This is a genomic window from Paraherbaspirillum soli (genome assembly GCF_042654985.1).
GTDB classification, from domain to species: domain Bacteria; phylum Pseudomonadota; class Gammaproteobacteria; order Burkholderiales; family Burkholderiaceae_D; genus Paraherbaspirillum; species Paraherbaspirillum soli.
In genome coordinates, this window is sequence record NZ_JBHSMT010000004.1 from 56,843 (window position 1) to 76,655 (window position 19,813).

Annotated in this window: 17 protein-coding genes; 2 read left to right on the forward strand and 15 right to left on the reverse strand. The window is 60.5% G+C overall.

Features of this window, described 5'->3' with window-relative positions:
- Window position 1: 1 nt before the first annotated feature.
- The 6 genes from ACFPM8_RS00725 to ACFPM8_RS00750 all read right to left on the reverse strand — a co-directional run bounded on the left by ACFPM8_RS00725 (window position 2) and on the right by ACFPM8_RS00750 (window position 7,428).
- Window positions 2–2,719, reverse strand: coding sequence for a fimbria/pilus outer membrane usher protein (locus ACFPM8_RS00725; RefSeq protein ID WP_378993943.1), 2,718 nt, complete (start codon window positions 2,717–2,719; stop codon window positions 2–4).
- A gap of 53 nt (window positions 2,720–2,772) precedes the next feature.
- Window positions 2,773–3,519 (reverse strand): fimbria/pilus periplasmic chaperone, encoded by a 747-nt coding sequence (locus ACFPM8_RS00730; protein ID WP_378993945.1) that lies wholly within the window; start codon window positions 3,517–3,519, stop codon window positions 2,773–2,775.
- A gap of 83 nt (window positions 3,520–3,602) precedes the next feature.
- The gene (locus ACFPM8_RS00735; RefSeq protein ID WP_378993947.1) at window positions 3,603–4,172 is read right to left on the reverse strand and encodes a fimbrial protein; all 570 of its coding nucleotides are present in this window, start codon (window positions 4,170–4,172) and stop codon (window positions 3,603–3,605) included.
- A 331-nt stretch (window positions 4,173–4,503) separates the two neighbouring features.
- Window positions 4,504–5,271 (reverse strand): SDR family NAD(P)-dependent oxidoreductase, encoded by a 768-nt coding sequence (locus ACFPM8_RS00740; protein ID WP_378993949.1) that lies wholly within the window; start codon window positions 5,269–5,271, stop codon window positions 4,504–4,506.
- A 189-nt stretch (window positions 5,272–5,460) separates the two neighbouring features.
- Complete coding sequence (locus ACFPM8_RS00745) at window positions 5,461–7,152, reverse strand: AMP-binding protein (protein ID WP_378993951.1); 1,692 nt, start codon at window positions 7,150–7,152, stop codon at window positions 5,461–5,463.
- A 12-nt stretch (window positions 7,153–7,164) separates the two neighbouring features.
- Window positions 7,165–7,428 (reverse strand): hypothetical protein, encoded by a 264-nt coding sequence (locus tag ACFPM8_RS00750; protein ID WP_378993953.1) that lies wholly within the window; start codon window positions 7,426–7,428, stop codon window positions 7,165–7,167.
- A gap of 45 nt (window positions 7,429–7,473) precedes the next feature.
- Between ACFPM8_RS00750 and ACFPM8_RS00755 the strand changes: the two genes are divergently transcribed.
- On the forward strand, window positions 7,474–8,490 hold the full coding sequence (locus ACFPM8_RS00755; protein ID WP_378993955.1) for an AraC family transcriptional regulator: 1,017 nt from the start codon (window positions 7,474–7,476) through the stop codon (window positions 8,488–8,490).
- Between the two features lie 136 nt (window positions 8,491–8,626).
- Here ACFPM8_RS00755 and ACFPM8_RS00760 read toward each other — a convergent pair whose 3' ends face one another.
- Window positions 8,627–10,939, reverse strand: coding sequence for an NADP-dependent malic enzyme (locus ACFPM8_RS00760; protein ID WP_378993957.1), 2,313 nt, complete (start codon window positions 10,937–10,939; stop codon window positions 8,627–8,629).
- A 244-nt stretch (window positions 10,940–11,183) separates the two neighbouring features.
- Between ACFPM8_RS00760 and ACFPM8_RS00765 the strand changes: the two genes are divergently transcribed.
- Window positions 11,184–11,648 (forward strand): SRPBCC family protein, encoded by a 465-nt coding sequence (locus tag ACFPM8_RS00765; RefSeq protein ID WP_378993959.1) that lies wholly within the window; start codon window positions 11,184–11,186, stop codon window positions 11,646–11,648.
- A gap of 44 nt (window positions 11,649–11,692) precedes the next feature.
- On the opposite strand, the gene ACFPM8_RS00770 is transcribed toward ACFPM8_RS00765, so the two are convergent.
- The 8 genes from ACFPM8_RS00770 to ACFPM8_RS00805 form a co-directional block, all read right to left on the reverse strand.
- Window positions 11,693–13,084, reverse strand: coding sequence for an L-serine ammonia-lyase (locus ACFPM8_RS00770; RefSeq protein ID WP_378993961.1), 1,392 nt, complete (start codon window positions 13,082–13,084; stop codon window positions 11,693–11,695).
- 327 nt (window positions 13,085–13,411) lie between these two features.
- Window positions 13,412–13,672 (reverse strand): hypothetical protein, encoded by a 261-nt coding sequence (locus ACFPM8_RS00775; protein ID WP_378993963.1) that lies wholly within the window; start codon window positions 13,670–13,672, stop codon window positions 13,412–13,414.
- A gap of 333 nt (window positions 13,673–14,005) precedes the next feature.
- Window positions 14,006–14,374, reverse strand: a complete 369-nt coding sequence (locus ACFPM8_RS00780) for a FixH family protein (RefSeq protein WP_378993965.1) — start codon at window positions 14,372–14,374, stop codon at window positions 14,006–14,008.
- Window positions 14,371–15,291, reverse strand: a complete 921-nt coding sequence (locus ACFPM8_RS00785; RefSeq protein WP_378993967.1) for a branched-chain amino acid ABC transporter permease — start codon at window positions 15,289–15,291, stop codon at window positions 14,371–14,373. The genes ACFPM8_RS00780 and ACFPM8_RS00785 overlap by 4 nt, the downstream gene beginning before the upstream one ends.
- On the reverse strand, window positions 15,284–16,189 hold the full coding sequence (locus ACFPM8_RS00790) for a branched-chain amino acid ABC transporter permease (RefSeq protein ID WP_378993969.1): 906 nt from the start codon (window positions 16,187–16,189) through the stop codon (window positions 15,284–15,286). Before ACFPM8_RS00790 ends, ACFPM8_RS00785 begins: the two co-directional genes overlap by 8 nt.
- Window positions 16,171–16,920 (reverse strand): ABC transporter ATP-binding protein, encoded by a 750-nt coding sequence (locus tag ACFPM8_RS00795; RefSeq protein WP_378993971.1) that lies wholly within the window; start codon window positions 16,918–16,920, stop codon window positions 16,171–16,173. The genes ACFPM8_RS00790 and ACFPM8_RS00795 overlap by 19 nt, the downstream gene beginning before the upstream one ends.
- Window positions 16,917–17,639 carry an ABC transporter ATP-binding protein gene (locus ACFPM8_RS00800; RefSeq protein ID WP_378993973.1) on the reverse strand — a complete coding sequence of 241 codons (723 nt, stop codon included), beginning with the start codon at window positions 17,637–17,639 and terminating at the stop codon, window positions 16,917–16,919. Before ACFPM8_RS00800 ends, ACFPM8_RS00795 begins: the two co-directional genes overlap by 4 nt.
- A gap of 801 nt (window positions 17,640–18,440) precedes the next feature.
- Entirely contained in the window at window positions 18,441–19,670 is a 1,230-nt protein-coding gene (locus ACFPM8_RS00805) for an ABC transporter substrate-binding protein (protein ID WP_378993975.1), read from the reverse strand.
- Window positions 19,671–19,813 lie beyond the last annotated feature (143 nt).

Consider the following 19,813-nt stretch of genomic DNA (forward strand, 5'->3'; position numbering starts at 1 on the left):
CTCACTCCGCTCGTTTAACCTCTTTTTCCAGTCCGACTGCTCCGTTCTCGGCCGTAGCGCTCGCGCACTGCAAGGCGATGCGTTCAATTGCCGCACCTTTCCCCTTTTCGGCATGAGCTGAAGCCGGGATCTCATACGGGATCACACATTGTTCGGCTTTGCCCGGCCCCCATTTCGCCCGCAATTCGCCCTTGCCTTCGAGACCGCGCACAAAGGCGACGCCACCCTGTCCAATGCCGCCCAGGCTCTTGCCTTCACTGTCGAACAATTCCGCTCCCATCGGCGGGAATTTGCCGTCGGCATCGCGCAAGGCAAGCAGCCGCGGATGACCGGTCACGGTAGGCATTCTCACCAATATGACGGCACCGGCGCTCGGCACCGCTTCATCGCTGGTTTGCTTGAGTTCGACGTGGTCCGGCAGACCGTTCGGATCGAGCGCGACGGTATTGACCCGATACGGCATCAACGATGGCACGATGGCATAGCCGTTGCTGTCGATCATCGCGCCCTGGCCATTGATCAGCCTTGCGCCGGCCGCGCCTTTGGCTTCCACCAAGGCGAATGCGGTGCCGTTCAACGGCGGCCCGAGAGTGACGCCGCCGCCATGCACCACCACGGCGCCGGCGGCATTCAGCGAGGCTTGCTTGGCGTTGCCGCCGGCGGAAACCGTGGCCGAATACGTGCCCCTGGCTCCGCGATAGGCGCCGTAGCCGCCGACTGTCTGCTGATTGCCGCCGCTGCTGGCACGCGAGCCATTGATGCCGTAGTTGATTTCCGAATTTTCGCCGGCGCTGCCCGATGCATTCATTTGCGCATTGCTGCCGGCATTGTCGTCGCGCGTAACCGAGGCGCTGAGGTAGTCGAACACAGGCTTGCTTCCGACCGTACTGCCGATCGGGATGGAAACGCTGACCCCGAACTGGTTGCTGGATCTTCCCGAGCGGTCTTTGGTGCGCTGCGCATACAGGTTGTACGAATAGTTTTTATAGGCGCTATTGAAACCCAGCTGATACTGCAGCTCCGGCGCTTGGTCCAGCCCCCAGTAGGTTTGCGAGCTGCCGGTGGCGTACAGGAAATCATTGTCGTTGAACGACTGACTGATGTTGAGCTCGAGTCGGTTTTTTACCCGAAAACTGAGGTCACTTCCTGCCTCCGCCGATGGCGCACGCGCAGCAACTGCCTCTTGCAGGCCATAAAACCCCCGAGTCGAGTAACGGTAAGCCGCCAGCGCGAAGTTGGTCCCGGATTCCGGCACCAACTTGCTGTAACTGACGCGCCAGCTCTGTCCGTGCTGACTATTTTGTTCTGTCAGCTTGGTGCGGGCCGTGGTGACATCCAGCGCCAGCGCGCCGTAGCTAGTATTGAAGGCGCCGCCCAACAATGCCGACAGATAGCCGTCCGCAGCCAGAATCCCACCGTAGGCCGAGAGCAGATTGCCCAGCCCCCGCTGATAAATGGCCTGCACTACCATCGGCGACGATTCAACGTTCACGGCACGCAATTGACCTAACGTCAAATTGAATCGGGATGCCCCCGGCCGCAACAACTGCGGGACTGAAGCGAACGGCACTGCAAAACGCCGTTCGCGGCCATCGGCCTCGGTGATCGTCACCTGCAAATCGCCGCCATAGCCGGTGCCGTATAAATCGTTGAACTCGAACGGTCCGGGAGGCACGGTGGTTTGATAAATGATGTTGCCGCCTTGACGCACCGTGACCCGGGCATTGCTCTCGGCCATGCCGCGCACCACCGGTGCATAGCCGCGCAGGGAATCCGGCAACATGCGGTCGTCGCTGGCCAGTTGCACACCGCGCACGTTGAATGCGTCGAACACCTCGCCCGAGGTATTGCTGTCGCCCAGCGTCAACTGGCTGTTCCATGCCGGCACATTGCGCTGCGCATAAGCCGCAATACTCTTTTTTTGCAGCGGCCGCTGCGACTGCCAATTGAGCGAAGAACGCTGGCGCAAGCGCCAGTCGCCGAGATTGACCCCGGTCAGCAAACCCGCATAGGCGCTGTTGTTGCTGGCCCCTGCCGCATGAGCGGCATAAGTACTGATGTTGTAGTCGAGCGTGGCGGCGTTGATGCCGGATTGCCAGCGGCTGGGGTCGACATAGCCGCGAGCAATCCGCCGCAGATTCGCTTGCGGAATGGTCAGGTCCAGCCGTTGATCACCGCTTTGATATACCGCCACGGCTCCCGCCACCGCACCTGCCAACGGCAGGCATTGCGACTGCGGCGCCGGCACATCCCCGGCCAATTTGCCAGCGATACTGGCGCTTGCATTTGCGACAGGCTGTTTGGTATCTATGCCCAGTCGCTCCAGGCTGGCCAAGGTAAAGCAGGGAGAGGCGGAATCGTCGCCGGGCTGGGTCCGAAATTCGATTTCATGCGTGCCGCGATTTTGCTCGTTGATATAAAGATCGACCCGATACGTTCCAGGCAATACCGGGTTGCCTTGGGTGTAGCGGGAGACGTCGGCGGCAGGACCGACGAAGAAGTCGGAATTGAACTCGATAGAGGCCGGTTTGGCAGGCGACGCGATCACCGGTTCAGGCGCTGACGGCGCGCCTGCCAGGCCTGCCGGATCTTTGGTTTCGACGGCATAGGCAAATCCGCCAAACGCGCCGGCCATGGATGCAGCGACAACCCAAGCAAGCTGGCGCAGCATGGGCGTCGATGCGGCAGCTCGACATATCGTGTTTGATTTTCGTTTCACCGGACCATCCTGTTCGCCATGACACCTTTCCCACCGTTGCATTCTCCGTAGGCTCAATTCGAAACGTCGACCGTTTCCTTGACGGCTGCGCCGTAATCGCTCAAGGCGGTATACAAAACCTTGGCCGCTCCGCTGACATGCAATTCACCTTTGGACGGCACAAAGTCGGCGCTGCCGTGCGGCGCAATCATTTGCAGATTGAGATCGATTTCTTTGCCGTCGTGCTCGATTTTGACGTCGCCGAAAGAGATGTAATACGGCGACGGATTGCTGGCGCGCAGCAGCATGCCCTTGCCGTCCTGTTTCGCCACCAATTGCCAGTGCAAGCGCTTGAGCTGGCCGATCGAATCGTCCAGCAACGCGTCCGGACGGTAGAAGATCTTGATGCGGGTGCGAAATGCCAGCTGCATTAAATTGCGATTCTCGGCATCCAGCGGCTTGGGCGGGATCTCCAGCACGTTGAGCCAGTAAACCGATTCCCGGTCCTTCGGCAAATCGCCGCCGGTAAACATCAGGCGTAAGGTCTGCCCTTTTTTCGACTCCATCCGGAATACCGGCGGCGTCAATATGAACGGCACCTGGACTTCATTGGGCGCCGAGTCGGCCCGGCCATCGTCGACCCAGGTCTGCACCAGCGCGGCTTGCCCGCCCTCATTGGTCAAGCGGATACTGACTTCCCGATTCTTTTCCAGGTAAATCACGCGGGTACCGGTGATCACCACGCTGGCTTGGGCTGGTGGCGCCAGCGTCGCGAGTGCCAGCACCAGGCCAGCAAAGCAGCGCCTCAATTGCTTGTTCATGGAATCCTTACTGCGTAGAAAACGAAAGAAGGCCGAGGACGCGCGATGCGAGCCCCCGGCTGCCGAACCGATTTAACGGCTGGTTATGGGTAGGCCAGTGTGTACAGGGTGGAACTGGTCACCGGACCCTGGGTTGCCGCACCGGTTGCGTAGTACTGAACGGCGTAGGTCATGGTTCCGCTACCGGTATCTATACCCGGCAGTCCGCCGATGCCCGGAGCCCCACCGCTCACGACGTAAGACTGACCGGTCGAACCAACCGGCAACACGGAGCCGTCAGCATTCAGCAACTGCAGTTGAACTTCTTTCGCCGCATCGGCGGCGGTGCTGGTTTGCTTGAGAGTGCGATGGGTTGGATCCATGTTCAGCTTGGATTCAAAATGCGCGGCGATTTTCGTCAAGGCGCCCGAGCAATCTTTGACCTTGATCTGAAATGAAGTCGCGCCGCCAACTTCTCCTGCCTTGCTCAAGCCCTTGGTCGAAAGAGTAGGCAAAGTGACGGTTTGGTTGGCCGCGCCGTCGATGGTGCAGGTGCTGTCTGTCAGCCTGCCGTTGAAATCAATCTGACCGCCTTGCGCCTGCGCAAATGACGATGAAGAGGCAAGCAGCCCGAAGGTAGCCAAAACGGAGAGGGAAATCAGAGATTTTTTCATTACATGGTTCCTGGTTAGTTGGACAGCTGACCGATATAGTGTGAAATACATCGGCAGAACCAAGTGTAATAAAGTGCCTTTCTGATAAGAATAGGAAATTTCTAATTTGTGCGAAGACAATGTGAACTAAGGTTAAATTCAAGCGAGCTATAGGGCACCGCTAAAAACCGGCTTTGCCCCTCCCTCTTAGCGAATCCCAGCACAAAAATGGCCGACCGATTTTGTTCGGCCGGCCATGCATATGTCAGTCTTGCGGAAAGTTCCCCCCCCACCGTCGATACGATTGGAGCGACCGCTGACGGCATGCGCCAGCGGCGCCTAGCCAGCCGGATTACTTCGGCGCCAGCCGGATCCCGCCATCGAGACGGATCACTTCCCCGTTCAGGTAGGCGTTTCCGACGATGGTTTTGACCAGCGCCGCGTATTCGGCCGGTTTGCCGAGGCGGGCCGGGAACGGCACCGCTGCGCCAAGCGCTTCCTGCACTTCCGCCGGCATGCCCAGCAGCATCGGCGTTTCCATGATGCCAGGCGCAATCGTCATCACGCGGATGCCGTGGCGCGCCAGTTCGCGTGCCGCCGGCAAGGTCAGCGCCACCACCCCGCCCTTGGACGACGCATAGGCAGCCTGACCGATCTGGCCGTCGTAGGCCGCGACCGAAGCGGTATTGATGATCACGCCGCGTTCGCCGTCGTCGTTCGGCTGGCCCTTGCTCATGGCGTCCGCCGCCAGCCGCAGCAAGTTGAAAGTACCGACCAGGTTGACCTGGATCACGCGAGCGAAATCGTCCAGGCCGTGCGGACCGTCGCGACCGACAATGCGCTTGGCCGGAGCGATGCCGGCGCAACTGACCAGCCCATGCAAGCCGCCGAATACCTTGAGCGCGGTGTCGACCGCTGCGGCGGCGCTGGCTTCGTTGCTGACATCGGTGACGACGAAGCGGGCATTGGCGCCCAGCTTGGCCGCCAGTGCCGCACCGGCTTCCTGGTTGATATCGGCAAGCACCACTTTGGCCCCCGCTTGCACCAGCATGTCGGCAGTGGCCGCACCGAGGCCGGAACCGGCGCCGGTGACCAGGAACACATTATTTTCGATTTTCATGATTTTCTTTCTTCAAATAAAACAACTAACAACTATTGCGAACAAAGAACGTAGGGCGGAAAAGCGCAGCGCCTTCCGCCGCCAAACGCAAAACTGGAAATCTGGCGTTTGAGCAATGTGTGCGGTGCGTCACGGCGGAAGGCGCTGCGCTTTTCCGCCCTACGCTTGCCCCCTACGCCTTACGCAAAACTACGCTTGAATTTTTGCCTTTGCAATCTCCTGATTGCGCAAGATAAAGCGCTGCAATTTTCCGCTCGGCGTTTTCGGCAATTCACTCATGAATTCAATTTCGCGCGGGTAGGAATGCGCCGCCAGGCGATGCTTCACGTATTGCTGCAACTCGCCTGCCAGTTCCTCGCTCGGCCGGTAGCCGCTGCCCAATACGACAAAGGCCTTGACCAGCTCGGTGCGCTCGGGATCCGGCTTGCCGACCACCGCCGCCTCCACCACCGCAGGATGCTCGATCAGCGCGCTCTCGACGTCGAACGGGCCGATCCGGTAGCCGGCCGAAGTGATGATGTCGTCGCCACGTCCCAGGAAGCTGATGGTGCCGTCCGGATTTTTTTCGACGTTATCGCCGGTGACATAGTAGTCGCCAAGCTGCTGCGATCCGCCTTTTTGCCAGTAGCCCTGGAACCAGAACAGCGGCGAGCGCTGGCGCTGCACCGCCAGCACGCCCGGCTCGCCCACCGCCAGCTCGCGGCCGTCGTCGTCGATCACGGCCAGCGCGTAACCCGGCATGGCCAGACCGGCCGATCCGATGCGGATCTGGTGCTCCAGTCCATGATGATTGCAAAGCACCATGCCCAGTTCGGTCTGGCCGTAATGGTCATTGATCGGGCAGGCAAGATGTTCGCGGAACCAGCGGATGACTTCCGGATTGAGCGGCTCGCCGGCGCTGCTGACCGCCCGCAACTGGCCCTTGACCGGCTGCGCCATCGCCTCCCCCGCCGCGATCAGCATCCGATACGCAGTCGGCGCGCCGGCCAGATTGGTAATCCGGTACTTCTGGATAATCCGGTAACTGCTTTCCACCGTGAACGGGCCGTCATACAAGGTGATCGGATGTCCCATCAGCAACGGTCCGGTAATGCAGTAATACAGACCGTAAGCCCAGCCGGGATCGGCGATATTCCAAAATGCGTCTTCCGGCCGCAAGTCGATCGCATAGCGCGTATACACGTAAAACGACAGCATCGCCTTGAGCGGCACCGCGACGCCCTTGGCCGGACCGGTGGTGCCGGAGGTGAACAGCATCATGAACGGATCGTCCGCTTGCCGCGGCACCGGGGCGAACTCCGGCGAGTGATTATCCAGCTCGGCCCAAAAACTGAAATCGCCGCGCGCTATCCCACGTCCGCGTTCGCCGCCTACCGTCATGACCGGCGGGCAGGCTGGCACTTCCTGCAGCTTATGGCGATTATCCGGATCAGTCACAATCAGCTTTGCTTCGCTGGCGCCGACCCGGTACTCGATCGACTTCGAACCGAACGCCGTGAATAACGGCTGGTACACCGCCCCGGCGCGCCAAGTGCCGAGAATCGCGATCAGCAGTTCCGGCGTGCGCGGCAACAAGCCGGCCACCCGGTCGCCGGGCTGGATTCCTTGTGCTTTGAGGAAATTGGCAAAGCGTCCAGACAGCTCCTTGAGTTGGGTAAACGTATAGCTTGCGCTGCGGCCATCCTTGCTTTCCCAGAACAGCGCAATGCGCCCTGGCAGCGCGTGCCGGTCGCAACACTCGACGCAAGCGTTGACGCCGGTTTGCAGATTCCCGCTCAGTTCCGCCGCGATCTCGTCGGCGCTGAAATCTGCATAAAATTGCTCGTAATTCGGAATGGCGTTGGCGACGGCTGCGCCGCCGGTTGATAAACCAGATGACATGAATCTCTCCCTCTAACCTAAAATGGCAGGTTGCACCGGCATTGTTGTTTTGAGATAAGACATACGAGCGTTGCCATTTCGCTGGCGACAGGCGAGTCTAGGATATCCAGTAGCGGCAAGCCATGTTAAAACCGACCAACCTAGTTGATCGAAATTGCCATATTTGATGCTGAAATTACTATTGCCTTCAATAGTCTTGTGGTCGCCTTTAGAAACCGTAGCGAGCGGCCCAAGGTCGGGGCGAGAAGCGCAGCCGTACTGAAGTACGGCGAGCATCACAGCCCCGAGATTGGGACGCGCAGTAGGTTTATAAAGGTGACCATGGAAGATTGGGAGAAAGGTACGATCGCTATCAGCTTTGTCGACGAGGCACTGCACGGCATGCGCCAGCGCAATATGAATACCGAGACACTGCTGATCCAGGCCGGCATTTCACCCAGATTGCTGACCGCCCCGCACGCCCGCATCGCAGCGGCCAATTATGGACGGCTCTGGTACTTGATCTCGCATGCGATGGACGATGAATTCTTTGGCATGGACTCGCATCCGATGAAGGTCGGCAGTTTCCATTTGCTGTGCCGTAGCGTGCTGCACAGCGCCACCTTGGGCAAGGCCTTGATGCGTGCGCTGGATTTTTTGCGGCTGGTGCTGGACGATATGCACGGCACGCTGTCCGCGCAGGACGGACTGGCGCGCATCGCGCTGCAGGAACGCAAGGGTCCGCAACGCATGTTCGCCTACGCCACCTTCCTGATGATTGTGCATGGTATCGGCAGCTGGCTGATCGGGCGTCGCATTCCGCTGCTGGCGGCGGATTTCCGTTGCGACGAACCCTTGGCCAGCGCTGATTACAAAATCCGTTTTTGCGAGCAGGCCCGCTTCAACCAGGACCAGACCGGGATTGCCTTTGATGCCAGCTATCTGGCGCTGCCGGTGATCCAGAACCAGCGCTCGCTGCCGGCTTTCCTGCGCGAAGCGCCCGGCAATCTATTGGTCAAATACAGCAGCCACGACAGCCTGGCGGCCATCATTCGCCGCCATTTGCGGCAGACGCCGTTGCACGAATGGTCCGACTTCGACACCCTGGCCAGACAGCACCACAGCGCCGCCTCGACCTTGCGCCGCAAGCTGCATCAGGAAGGCCAGTCGTATCAATCGATCAAGGACAATCTGCGGCGCGATCTGGCGATCAATTACCTGAGCGGCTCCGCCAAGAGCATCGAAGAGATCGCGGTCAGCCTTGGTTTCGCCGATCCCAGCGCTTTTCATCGCGCATTCAAGAAGTGGACTGGCAGTAGTCCTGGAGAATTACGTAAAAAAATCCCCGTAGCTGCTTGAACAGCAAGTAGGGCGGAAAAGCGCGCAGCGTCTTCCGCCGCTCTGGATGCGTCAAACGCATGTGGCACATCCAAAACGGCGGATAACGCTACGCTCATCCGCCCTACCGCAGATTTTGAACAGTCTCTTAGAACTGCTATTTAATATCCTGCTTGTTGGAGATGGCATTGGCCACCACCAACGCCGTCATGTTAACCACTCTCCTGACCGTGGCCGACGGGTTCAGGATATGCACCGGCGCGGCAGCGCCCAGCAGCACCGGGCCCACCGTCACGCCTTGACCGCCGGTCATCTTCAGCACATTGAACAAGATATTGGCGGCGTCCAGGTTCGGCGTCACCAGTACATTGGCGTCGCCGCTCAACGTCGATTTCGGCAAGAACTTGGCGCGCAGCTCGGCGCTCAATGCGGCATCGCCGTGCATCTCGCCATCGGCCTCGACTTCCGGCATCCGCTGCACAAACAAATCGCGTGCGGCCCGCATTTTTTTGGCGGATGGACGGGTGCTGGAGCCGAACATCGAATGCGACAGGAAGGCAACTTTCGGCGGCACCCCGAAGCGCCGCACTTCTTCCACCGCCATGGCCGCGATGTCGGCCAATTGTTCGGCGCTTGGATCGTCGTTGACAAAGGTGTCGGCAATAAACAGCGTGTGCTTGTCCAGCACCAGCCCGTTCATCGTCGCAAAACCCTTGGCGCCGGCGCGCAGACCGATCACGTCGCTGACATGTTCCAGGTGGCTGTCGAAACGCCCGACCAGGCCGCACAACATGCCGTCGGCGTCGCCCAGCTTGACCAGCATCGCGGCGATGGTGGTGTTGGAACGGCGCAAGGTCGACTTCGCCATTTCCGGCGTCACGCCGTCGCGTGCCTTGATCTCGTGATACGCCTCCCAGTATTGGCGGAAGCGCACATCGTCCTCGGGATTGACCAGCTCAAAATCGCGCCCCGCCTGCAAGCGCAGTCCGGCGCGCTTGATGCGGGCTTCGATCACGGCCGGACGGCCGACCAGGATCGGCCTGACCAGTTTTTCCTCAAGCGCGATCTGCACCGCGCGCAACACCCGGTCATCCTCGCCTTCGGCGTACACGATGCGCTGCGGCGCACCGCGCGCTGCCAGGAACACCGGGCGCATGAACATCCCGGTGTGGCTGACAAAGCGCATCAATGACTGGCGATAAGCTTCCAGATCCTTGATCGGACGAGTCGCCACGCCCGACTCTTCGGCCGCGCGCGCCACCGCAGGCGCGATGCGCAGAATCAGGCGTGAGTCGAACGGCTTCGGGATCAGGTACTCGGGGCCGAAATGCAGCTCTTGCCCGGCGTAGGCGGAAGCCACTTCTTCGCTGATCTCGGCCTTGGTCAAGTCGGCAATCTCGCGCACGCAGGCGATCTTCATCGCTTCGGTAATCCGGGTCGCGCCGCAGTCCAGCGCGCCGCGGAAAATATACGGGAAGCACAGCACGTTGTTGACCTGGTTCGGATAGTCCGAGCGACCGGTGGCGATGATGCAATCCGGCCGCGCCGCCAGCGCCAGCTCGGGCCGGATTTCCGGTTCCGGATTGGCCAGCGCCAGGATGATCGGCTGCGTGCCCATGGTCTTGACCATCTCCGGCGTCAATACGCCGGGCGCCGAGCAACCGAGAAACACGTCGGCCGCGACGATCACATCGGCCAGCGTACGGGCCTCGGTGTTTTGCTGGTAACGCTGCTTGGAGATATCCAGTTTGTCTTCGCGCGCGGTATGGATCACGCCGCGCGAATCGCAGACGAAAATGTTTTCGCGCTTGACCCCAAGCTCGACCATCAAGTCCAGACAGGCGATCGCTGCAGCGCCGGCGCCGGACGCCACCAGCTTGACTTCGTCGATCGGCTTGTTGACCAGTTCCAGCCCGTTCAACAATGCGGCGGCAGAGATGATCGCGGTGCCGTGCTGGTCGTCATGGAACACCGGGATGTTCATCCGTTCGCGCAGTTTTTGCTCGATGTAGAAGCACTCCGGCGCCTTGATATCTTCAAGATTGATGCCGCCCAAGGTCGGCTCCAGCGCCGCGATGATCTCGACCAGCTTGTCCGGATCGCGTTCCGCCAGTTCGATGTCGAAAACGTCGATCCCGGCAAAATTATGGAACAGGCAGCCCTTTCCTTCCATCACCGGCTTGCCGGCCAGCGGCCCGATATCGCCCAGGCCGAGCACCGCGGTGCCGTTGGTCACCACCCCCACCAAGTTGGCGCGCGAGGTGTACTCCACCGCCAGTTCCGGGTCTTCCTGGATCGCCAGACAGGCGTACGCCACACCCGGCGAATACGCCAGCGACAAGTCGCGCTGGTTCGACAACGGTTTGGTCGGCACCACGGCGATCTTGCCGCGAGTGGGGCTGCGATGATATTCGAGCGCAGCGTCGCGCAAAGCCTGTTCGGCCGCGGAAAGATTGGTGGGGGTGCTCATTATTGGTCTCCTGGAATACTAAAAATGGGGAATTGTCGGGCAGAGACATTAGCATAAAGTAATGCCGGTCAGTCAGGTTCAGGTCTTTGCAAAGGCTCAACCGCAAGCAGGAATGTGTTTTTATTCGACCTTTTTGCCGGTAAGCAAAAAACTGACAAGTTATCTAGAATGGATCGGTTTTAGTGGTCGTGCAATGGTAGGCAAACAAACCGCAATACCGTCATTTACATTTTAGGAAATTACTATGTCCCAGAACAAAAAACAGTTGGTTGTTGTACAAAAAATCGAGCTCTCTATCCCGGTCGAAAAAACCTGGGAAATATTAAAAGATTTCAATGGCATGTCTGCATGGCATCCGGTGGTTGTCAGCAGCAAATTGATCGAAGGCAGCAACAACCAGGAAGGCGCCGTGCGTTTAATGTCGCTGCAAGACGGCAGCAGCGTCACTGAAAAACTGCTGGCTTATTCCGATCAATCGCGCAGCATCGCTTACGGCATGGTCGACGGTCAGCTCCCTGTCAGCGACTATGTGTCGGTGCTGACGGCGCATGCGGCAGGTCAAGGATCGATCGTGATCTGGCAGGGCGCGTTCAAACGCAAAGATGACAACCCTGCGGCCGGCGCCGATGACGACGCCGCCAAGAAGATCATCAACGCCGTCTACGCTATCGGCCTCAATGGATTGAAACAAAGGCACGACATCCAATAGTTCAGGATAAAGGCGCCTCTTAAAACCGCATTTAGAGGCGACCTTCAGCACTCGATCACATTGACGGCCAGCCCGCCGCGCGACGTTTCCTTGTACTTGGTCTTCATATCGGCGCCGGTTTCCATCATGGTTTTGATCACCTTATCCAGCGACACATAATGTTTGCCGGTGCCGCGCAGCGCCATGCGGGCTGCGTTGATCGCCTTGACCGCGCCCATCGCGTTGCGCTCGATGCAGGGAATCTGCACCAGGCCGCCGACCGGATCGCAGGTCATGCCCAGGTTGTGTTCCATGCCGATTTCGGCCGCGTTCTCGATCTGCTCGGTGCTGCCGCCCTGCACCGCCGCCAACGCCCCGGCCGCCATCGAGCAAGCCACGCCGACCTCGCCCTGGCATCCGACTTCAGCGCCGGAGATCGAAGCGTTTTCCTTGTAAATCAAGCCGATCGCGCCGGCGGTCAACATGAAGGTCATGACGCCGTCCAGGTTGGCTCCGGGCACAAACTTGGTGTAGTAGTGCAGCACCGCCGGGATCACGCCGGCCGCGCCATTGGTCGGCGCCGTGACCACCCGGCCGCCGGCCGCGTTTTCTTCGTTCACCGCCATCGCATACAGATTGACCCAGTCCAGCATCGACAACGGGTCGCTCAACGATTCTTCGGAGCGGTTTTTCAGTTGCTGGTACAACGCGGAAGCGCGCCGCTTGACGTGCATCGGACCCGGCAACTCGCCGTCGATCGAGCAACCGCGCTTGACCGAGGCCGCCATCACATCCCAGATTCCCAGCAGCTTGGTCCGCACCTCTTCGGCCGAGCGCCAGTGCTTCTCGTTTTCCATCATCAGGGCGGCAATCGACTTGCCGCTTTCGGCGCACATCCTGAGCAAATCGTCGCCCGAGTGGAACGGATACGGCAGCTCGGCGTCCGGTTGCCCCAGACTCGGCTGCGCCGCGTTGACCCGCTGACCTTCCGGCGTGACGACAAAGCCGCCGCCGACCGAGTAATACTCCTTTTGCGCGATCTCGCTGCCGGCCGCATCCAGCGCCACGAAGCGCATCCCGTTCGGGTGCTGCGGCAGCGCTTCGCGGCGGTACATCAGCACATGTTCCTTCTCGATACAGGTAATCGGATGGGTGCCGTTCAACAGCAGCCGCTTACTGCTGCGGATTTCCGCCAGGCGCGGCTCGACCAAATCGGGATCGATCTGATCCGGCAAATGCCCTTCCAGCCCCAGCAAAACCGCCTTGTCGCTGCCGTGCCCCTTGCCGGTCGCACCGAGCGAGCCGTACAGCTCGGCCCTGACCGCATGCACCGCGTCCAGCAAGCCGGCATCGTGCAAATGCGTTGCGAAGCGGCTGGCGGCGATCATCGGCCCCACCGTGTGCGAACTCGACGGACCGATGCCGATCTTGAATAAATCAAATACGCTGATGCTCATGGGGTGCCTTGCAGAAACAACATAAAACCGTTCATCATAATTCCTTGGTGGGCTGGAAGCCACCCATGCTGCGTTGCAGCATGGGGACTATGCCAGTAGCCCTCTAATTTACAACGAAGTGCGCCGCCTGGATACCTGCTGGATACACTTGGAAACACTCTTTATCGGCCTTCCCTTTTGGGCTTTTTTATGAGCAAGTTTGCGTTGCGCATCCCGTTCGCCGGTCGATATTCCCGTAGGGCGGAAAAGCGCAGCGCCTTCCGCCGTTCTGGATGCGTCAAACACCTGTGGTACGTCCAACGGCGGATAACGCTGCGCTTATCCGCCCTACGGCTTGCCGGCCTTCTCGCGCTCCAGCTCTTTACGCTGGATATCGAAAATCTGGTGACGCTCTTTGGCCTGGTCGATACCGATCTGCGCCAGGTCACGCACGACATCGTTGTTTTTGGATAGCTCGCGAATCGCCTTCAAGATGCGCTGCGAGTCGTTCGCGCTGTGCATGCCGAAGCGGGCTATATCGACGGCGATATTGAGGTACGCGATTGCGGGGGAAGCTGGGGATGGTGGTGACGAATTGTTGCCATGCATGCTGATCTCCTCGTACGGTGGGGGTTAAACCGCCCTTCGTCGGACGACGAAGGTGGCGGGCACAAAGCAGGGGTCAGAGACCGGTGTGCAATACCATAAGCCGGCAGGGCCGAAGCCCTCCCTACCAAGGCCCGCCATAGAGGACGCACGTTGATAGGGGCAGACGAAAAAAAACCGCCCGGGAGCGGCTGTCTGCCCGGTATTGCACATAACACTGGCTCTGACGCCAGGCCGCTCTTTTTCGCGACGTAAGGACGATAGCGCAGATTTTATTGAAGTTCAAACACTATTTACGAGGCCGAGGGAGCCACAACGGCGATGCCAGTGCATTAGTCAGCGCGGCTCCGGGAACTCAACCATCTTGCCAATCAAGTCCTGCACCGGACTGGAAATACGTAGCTTGACGTTCCAGCGACCGGGCATCTCAAGCACCAGCCGGGCGCGGTAAACGCCCGGTTCGCCAGTCGCCACCGCCGTCACCGGCCGGATATTGTGCGCCATCGGCATCGACGGCATGTCGGCGCTGACGGTGAATTGGGCCGCTGTTACCGGTGCGCGGGTACCGGCTTGCGCCAGCTTGATCAGGCAGTCGTACGCTGCTCCGGCAGCCGCCGGACGACAGCCGATGTCGGCCTGCAAAGGCGCGGCAAGCGCGGACGCCGCGAGGGTATGGGCGAGGATGCCGGCGATGATGGTTTTCATGATTCTGTCCACTCCCTGCGGCGACGGCGCCGCCAAAATGTCCGCAACCGATACACCATGCGCTCGTCGAGCAGGCCGCGCGGCCGCACGATCAGGAACAAGGCGACGATGCCGCCGAACGCAATCATCCGATAGCCCTGGAAGATCCGGCTTCCTTCCAGCAGCAAGATGTCGGCGGCCACACCCAGCAACGGCCCCAGCGGTGTGCCGAGTCCGCCTATCAGCGCATAGGACAGGCCGTGAATGCCGAGCATCATGTCGAAATTGCCCGGCTCGATATAGGTGTTGTAGTGGGCGTACAGCGCGCCGCCAAGCGCGGCGATGGCGCCGGCCGCCGCCGCCGCGCTGAGCTTAACCTTGCGCACATTGATGCCGAACACGCCGGCCAGCTCGGGGTCTTCGCCGACCATCCGCAACGCCACGCCGAACTGCGCCCGCTCCGACCAGTACAGCGCGACGAGCACCAGCAACAGCACGCCGTAGATCAACAGCACAAACCCGGACTGCCCCAAGCCGTGTTCGAACAGGTAACGAATGCCGCCAAATCCTGCGCTGCCATCGGGTCCGATGGCCTGACCCTGGCCGTTTGTGGACTGCCAGCTGAATAGCGCGAAAAAGATGCGCACCGCCTCGGCCGCCGCCAAGGTCGACATCGAGAAATACAGGCCGCGCAGGCGCAGCGTGACCAGGCTCAGCGCGCCTGCGGCCAGCGCACCAACCAGCGCGGCGAGGACAAGCGCGAGGGATAGCGGCAGCGTCGCCACCACGGTCGCCATGCCGCCCGCGTAGCCGCCGATGGCAAAGAAAGCCTGCTGCCCAAACGACATTTCGCCGCCGATCAGCAACACATAGGCGGACAGCGCCAGGAACGACAGCAAACCCATATTGGCGAGAATGCCGAGCGCGTACTCATCCATGCCGACCTCCTTCGCCGTTCACGCCGCGCCACAGCGTGGACAGGCCGGCAGGACACAGGCACAGCACGGCGAACAGCAAGCCGTAGCCGCATAAATCGCGGTACTGCGGTCCGAACAGGCTCTGGCTGTAAGTCTCCAGCAAGCCCAGCATCAAGCCGCCGGCAAGCGCGCCGGGCAAGGAGCCGAGGCCGCCCAGCATCGCGGCAATCATGCCTTTCAAGGTGGCCCACATGGCGAACATCGGCGTCACCTGGCCGTCGATGCTGACGATCAGGTAGCCGGCCGCACCGCCGAGCGCCGAGGCCAGCGCAAAAATCAAGGCCGAGATCCGCGGCACGTTGATGCCGATGCAGGCCGCTGCCGGCCGGCTGTCTATCATGGCCCGCACCGCCAGCCCAAAGCGGGTCCGGTACAGCAGCGCCCACAATCCAAGCGCAACGCCGGCCGCGGCAGCCAGCGCGACCAGGTGCTCAAGCCGCACAGCAAGCGCACCCGTGGCCGCCACAGTCAGATCGAACGGCGACGGAAATGCGTAGGTATGGCGCGGCAACAGCAGCGTGGCGAGTTCTTCCAGCTGCATCCAGACGGCGAAACTGGCCGCCATCGAGGTGACCGCCGCCCGCTGGTTATGCCGGGACAGTTGCGCATGCGGAGCGAAGCAGAGCCGCTCGACATAGACGCCGGCGGCCATCGTGACCGCCATCACCGCCGGCGCCAACAACAGCAGGCCGATGTGCCAGCGTTGGGCTATCCAGATTGCCAGGTAGATCCCGAGCATGATGGAAGCGCCATAAGCCAGGTTGACCCGGCGCAGCACGCCGAACACCAGCGTGAAGCCAAGCGCCAGCAAGGCGTAGGAAGCGCCGCGCGCCAGTCCGTCTATTGTGTGCTGGAGCATGTCATTCCTGCCTTGGCCGATCCCAGGTAAGCGCGCTGCACCAGCTGGTCTGCGGCCAGTTGCGCGGGTGCGCCGCTGTAACTTATCCGCCCCTGCTCGATCAGGTAAACATGGTGGGCCAGCTTGAGCGCCATCTGCGCGTTTTGCTCGACCAGCAGGATGCTGGTGCCTTCAGTGCTGATCTCGACTATCAAGCGAAAAATGTCTTCGACCACCAGCGGCGCCAGACCGAGCGAAGGCTCATCCAGCAGCAGCAGTTTCGGGCGCGACATCAGGGCTCGCGCCAGCGCCAGCATTTGCTGCTCGCCGCCGGAGAGCGTCCCGGCGCGCTGCCCGGCTCGCTCCTTCAGACGCGGAAAGCGCGCCAGCATGCGCGCCAGGTCTGCCGCGATCTGCTGCTTGTCGTTGCGGCTGTATGCGCCCGCCAGCAGGTTGTCGCGCACCGACATGCTGGGGAACAGCAGCCGCTGCTCCGGCACCAGCGCAATCCCTTGCGCCACGACGGCGTGCGGCGGCTGGCCCGTCAGTTCGCGGCCGTCAAAGCAAATGGTCCCGCTGCGCGGCCGCAGCAAGCCGGCGATGGTCATCATCAAGGTGGTTTTACCGGCACCGTTCGGCCCCAGCAGGCAGGTGACGGACCCGGCCGCGACGGACAGCGAGACGCCCTTCAGCGCCTCGATCTTGCCGTAGGCGGCGACCAGTTGATCGATCTGGAGCAGCGCTGCGGTCATGGCAGATTGGCGATTAGGTGAGCGCCGAGATAAGCCTCGCGCACCTGTGGGTCGGCCTGGATTTCGGACGGCGTTCCTTCCGCGATCTTGCGGCCGAAATTGAGCACCGCGATCCGGTCGCTGACGCCCATCACCAGTTCCATCACGTGCTCGACCAGCAGGATGGTGACGCCGCTTTGGCGCAAGGCCATCATGCGCTGCCGCAGGGCGGCGATCTCTGCCGCATCCATGCCTGCCGCAGGTTCGTCGAGCAGCAGCAATTGCGGCCGGGTGGCCAGCGCGCGCGCCAGTTCAAGTTGGCGCTGTTCGGCGAACGAGAGATTGGCCGCGAGTTCGTCTTTCTTGTGCGCCAGCCCGGCCAGCGCCAGTGCCTGCATCATCTGCTGATGTGTCTTGGCGCGGCCAGCGGCGGCGTTGTGCGCCACGCGCAGGTTTTGCCACACGGTCAATGGTCCGAACAGGCGGATGTTCTGGAAGGTGCGCGCCAGGCCGCAGCCGACGCGTTTGTGCAGGGCCAGGCGGCTGATGTCCTGTCTGCAAAAATGGATCTGACCGGAAGTCAGCGGCAGCATGCCGGAGATCAAATCCAGGGTGGTGCTCTTGCCGGAGCCGTTCGGACCGATCAGGCCGAAAATCTGGCCGCGTGCCACTTTCAGGTCGAGGTTGTCGACGGCATGCATACCGCCGAAGTGGCGTGATACTGCGGTGAGTTCAATCATTCAGAGATCGTAGGTTGGGCTGCAAAGCCCAACGTTTGGTAGCGATTAAAGGAATGTTGGGCTTTACAGCCCACCCTACGGTCCTGTGTGCTTGGGTGACGGACCACGGAGCGCGGACGTTTGCAATCGTTCGTCGTTACCTAAAACGGTCGCCACTCCGTAGCTCACCGGGGTCAGAGTTTTTTTACGCGGTTTTTTGCGTAAATTACTCTGACCCCGCTGAGCGGGCTACGGAGTACAGACGGTTGCATTCGTTCGTCGCGTAGCTAACACTGTCGCTACTCCGTAGATGCTCGCCGGGGGTGGCCCGGCAGCCACTCACTTTTCTTGCTTCGCCACGAAAAGTAGTCACCCGGGGACATAGTTTATGAGGCACCGCAGCGTGCCGAATTACTGTGTCCCCGTGTGACGGGCCACGGAGTGCGGACGGTTGCATTCGTTCGTTGGTCATTGTTCGTCGTTACCTAAAACTGTCGCCACTCCGTAGATACAAGCCGGGGGTGGCCCGGCAGCCACTCACTTTTCTTGCTTCGCCAAGAAAAGTAAGCAAAAGAAGGCGACCGCAAAGCCACTGCCTTCCCTTCGGTCAGGTCCCCAAATGTGTCGTCTATCAGTCGGGTGTGAAGGCAAACTCGCTTCGCTCAAACACGCCTTCCCACAATTCCCGACTGACAGCCGTCACATTTGGCAGCGTCCCAATGCGGAATGCACGTCAAAAGCAACAGCAACGTCAACAACAACTTCAACAGCCTCTATATAACCAACTAATTTTATAAATAAAGCGTGAACACCAATCCCCCCCTACTGCACCGGACTATGCATCACCTGCCAACTACTCCCCCTGGCCTCAACAAACACAAACGGCTTGACCGCTTCACGCTCTCTGGTTCGCTGCAGGGTGCCCAGCAATCCTTCGGTCTGTTTCAGTTTGGCCAGGCCGATGCGGATCCGGTCGCGGTCGGCGCGGACGCTGTCGGGATTTGCCAATACGCCTTCGGATTCGATCACATGTTTCAGCGTAAACATGTTTTCCCAGGCCGCCATGCTATGCAGGTCGGCATAGCCTTTGAAGCGGGCGGTCGCTGCCGCAGCGGCCTTGGCTTGCGGATTGATCGGGGCGTAGCTGGTCGGGATGATCAATCCCTCGGCTTGCTTGCCGCACACTTCCATGGTCTCGGGGCTCGATATGCTGGTCAGGCCGATCAGCACCTTCGGTTTGACGCCCTGGCGTTGCATCTCCTTCAATACGCCACACGCGGTGAACGGGTGCGCTGATATCGCTACCACGTCTGCGCCGACCTGCTTCATCTCGCGCACCTGGGTGGTGAAGTTGGTGTCGCTGACCAGCCATTTGGCCTCGCCTTTGATCTGGTAGCCGTCGGTCTTGGCGCGCTCTTTCATCACCTTGTACCAGGTCTGGTTGGAATGGACGAAATCCTCTTCCACCCCGCCGTAGACCGACTTGGCATCAGGATGATTGAGCTTCAGCCAGGCGAACAAAGACTGGTACATGCCGATCTCGTCCGGGATATTGCGGAATGCCCAATCCGAGATTTTGGTCAAGCCGATCTCCATCGCGACATCGGTAAAGATCGGCAGATGCAGCCCGGAGTCGCTGGCGTCGTCCGCCTTCTTCTGCAACACGCCGTATAGCGTCTCGGCGACCGATGAGCAAGTAGGTCCGACCGCCGCCAGCCAATCTTCCGAGGCGATATGACGGATAACCGAGATCCCTTCCGCCACATTGCAGCGGTCGTCAAAGTAGCCGACCACGATTTTCGCCCGCGTGCCATCGCCTAGCCGGACGCCACCTGTCTTGTTGATCTGATCGGCGGCGGCGCGCATGGCGGCCTCGCTGTTTACCCCGAACTGGCGCAGTACGCCAGAGGTCGCGCCGAAGCCGGCAATCTTGATCACCCGCTCCTGGGCCAGCGCATCAGCGGCACTTGATAACCACAAGCACAGTGGGAGAATCACAAACGCTAACGCCAATCGCAGCGAAAATTTGATCCGGGTCATTGCGAGCTTCATGTTTTATTTCTCCGTTGATGAACCAATGCGCCTGCATTAAAGCGCCATGAGGAAGGTCAAGCAACCGTCAGAGTTAACAGCTAGACGCAAGAAGAATAAAAGAATGAAAACGACCCGCGCGCGGCCAACGACAATGCGCTTGC

What these genes read in the sequence shown, in the direction of transcription:
- ACFPM8_RS00785 (WP_378993967.1), bottom strand. Translation starts at nt 15,291, where the DNA reads ATGGATGAGTACGCGCTCGGCATTCTCGCCAATATGGGTTTGCTGTCG.
- ACFPM8_RS00735 (WP_378993947.1), bottom strand. Translation starts at nt 4,172, where the DNA reads ATGAAAAAATCTCTGATTTCCCTCTCCGTTTTGGCTACCTTCGGGCTG.
- ACFPM8_RS00765 (WP_378993959.1), top strand. Translation starts at nt 11,184, where the DNA reads ATGTCCCAGAACAAAAAACAGTTGGTTGTTGTACAAAAAATCGAGCTC.
- ACFPM8_RS00775 (WP_378993963.1), bottom strand. Translation starts at nt 13,672, where the DNA reads ATGCATGGCAACAATTCGTCACCACCATCCCCAGCTTCCCCCGCAATC.
- ACFPM8_RS00730 (WP_378993945.1), bottom strand. Translation starts at nt 3,519, where the DNA reads ATGAACAAGCAATTGAGGCGCTGCTTTGCTGGCCTGGTGCTGGCACTC.
- ACFPM8_RS00795 (WP_378993971.1), bottom strand. Translation starts at nt 16,920, where the DNA reads ATGACCGCAGCGCTGCTCCAGATCGATCAACTGGTCGCCGCCTACGGC.
- ACFPM8_RS00805 (WP_378993975.1), bottom strand. Translation starts at nt 19,670, where the DNA reads ATGAAGCTCGCAATGACCCGGATCAAATTTTCGCTGCGATTGGCGTTA.
- ACFPM8_RS00780 (WP_378993965.1), bottom strand. Translation starts at nt 14,374, where the DNA reads ATGAAAACCATCATCGCCGGCATCCTCGCCCATACCCTCGCGGCGTCC.
- ACFPM8_RS00790 (WP_378993969.1), bottom strand. Translation starts at nt 16,189, where the DNA reads ATGCTCCAGCACACAATAGACGGACTGGCGCGCGGCGCTTCCTACGCC.
- ACFPM8_RS00740 (WP_378993949.1), bottom strand. Translation starts at nt 5,271, where the DNA reads ATGAAAATCGAAAATAATGTGTTCCTGGTCACCGGCGCCGGTTCCGGC.
- ACFPM8_RS00800 (WP_378993973.1), bottom strand. Translation starts at nt 17,639, where the DNA reads ATGATTGAACTCACCGCAGTATCACGCCACTTCGGCGGTATGCATGCC.
- ACFPM8_RS00770 (WP_378993961.1), bottom strand. Translation starts at nt 13,084, where the DNA reads ATGAGCATCAGCGTATTTGATTTATTCAAGATCGGCATCGGTCCGTCG.
- ACFPM8_RS00760 (WP_378993957.1), bottom strand. Translation starts at nt 10,939, where the DNA reads ATGAGCACCCCCACCAATCTTTCCGCGGCCGAACAGGCTTTGCGCGAC.
- ACFPM8_RS00750 (WP_378993953.1), bottom strand. Translation starts at nt 7,428, where the DNA reads ATGCTCGCCGTACTTCAGTACGGCTGCGCTTCTCGCCCCGACCTTGGG.
- ACFPM8_RS00745 (WP_378993951.1), bottom strand. Translation starts at nt 7,152, where the DNA reads ATGTCATCTGGTTTATCAACCGGCGGCGCAGCCGTCGCCAACGCCATT.
- ACFPM8_RS00755 (WP_378993955.1), top strand. Translation starts at nt 7,474, where the DNA reads ATGGAAGATTGGGAGAAAGGTACGATCGCTATCAGCTTTGTCGACGAG.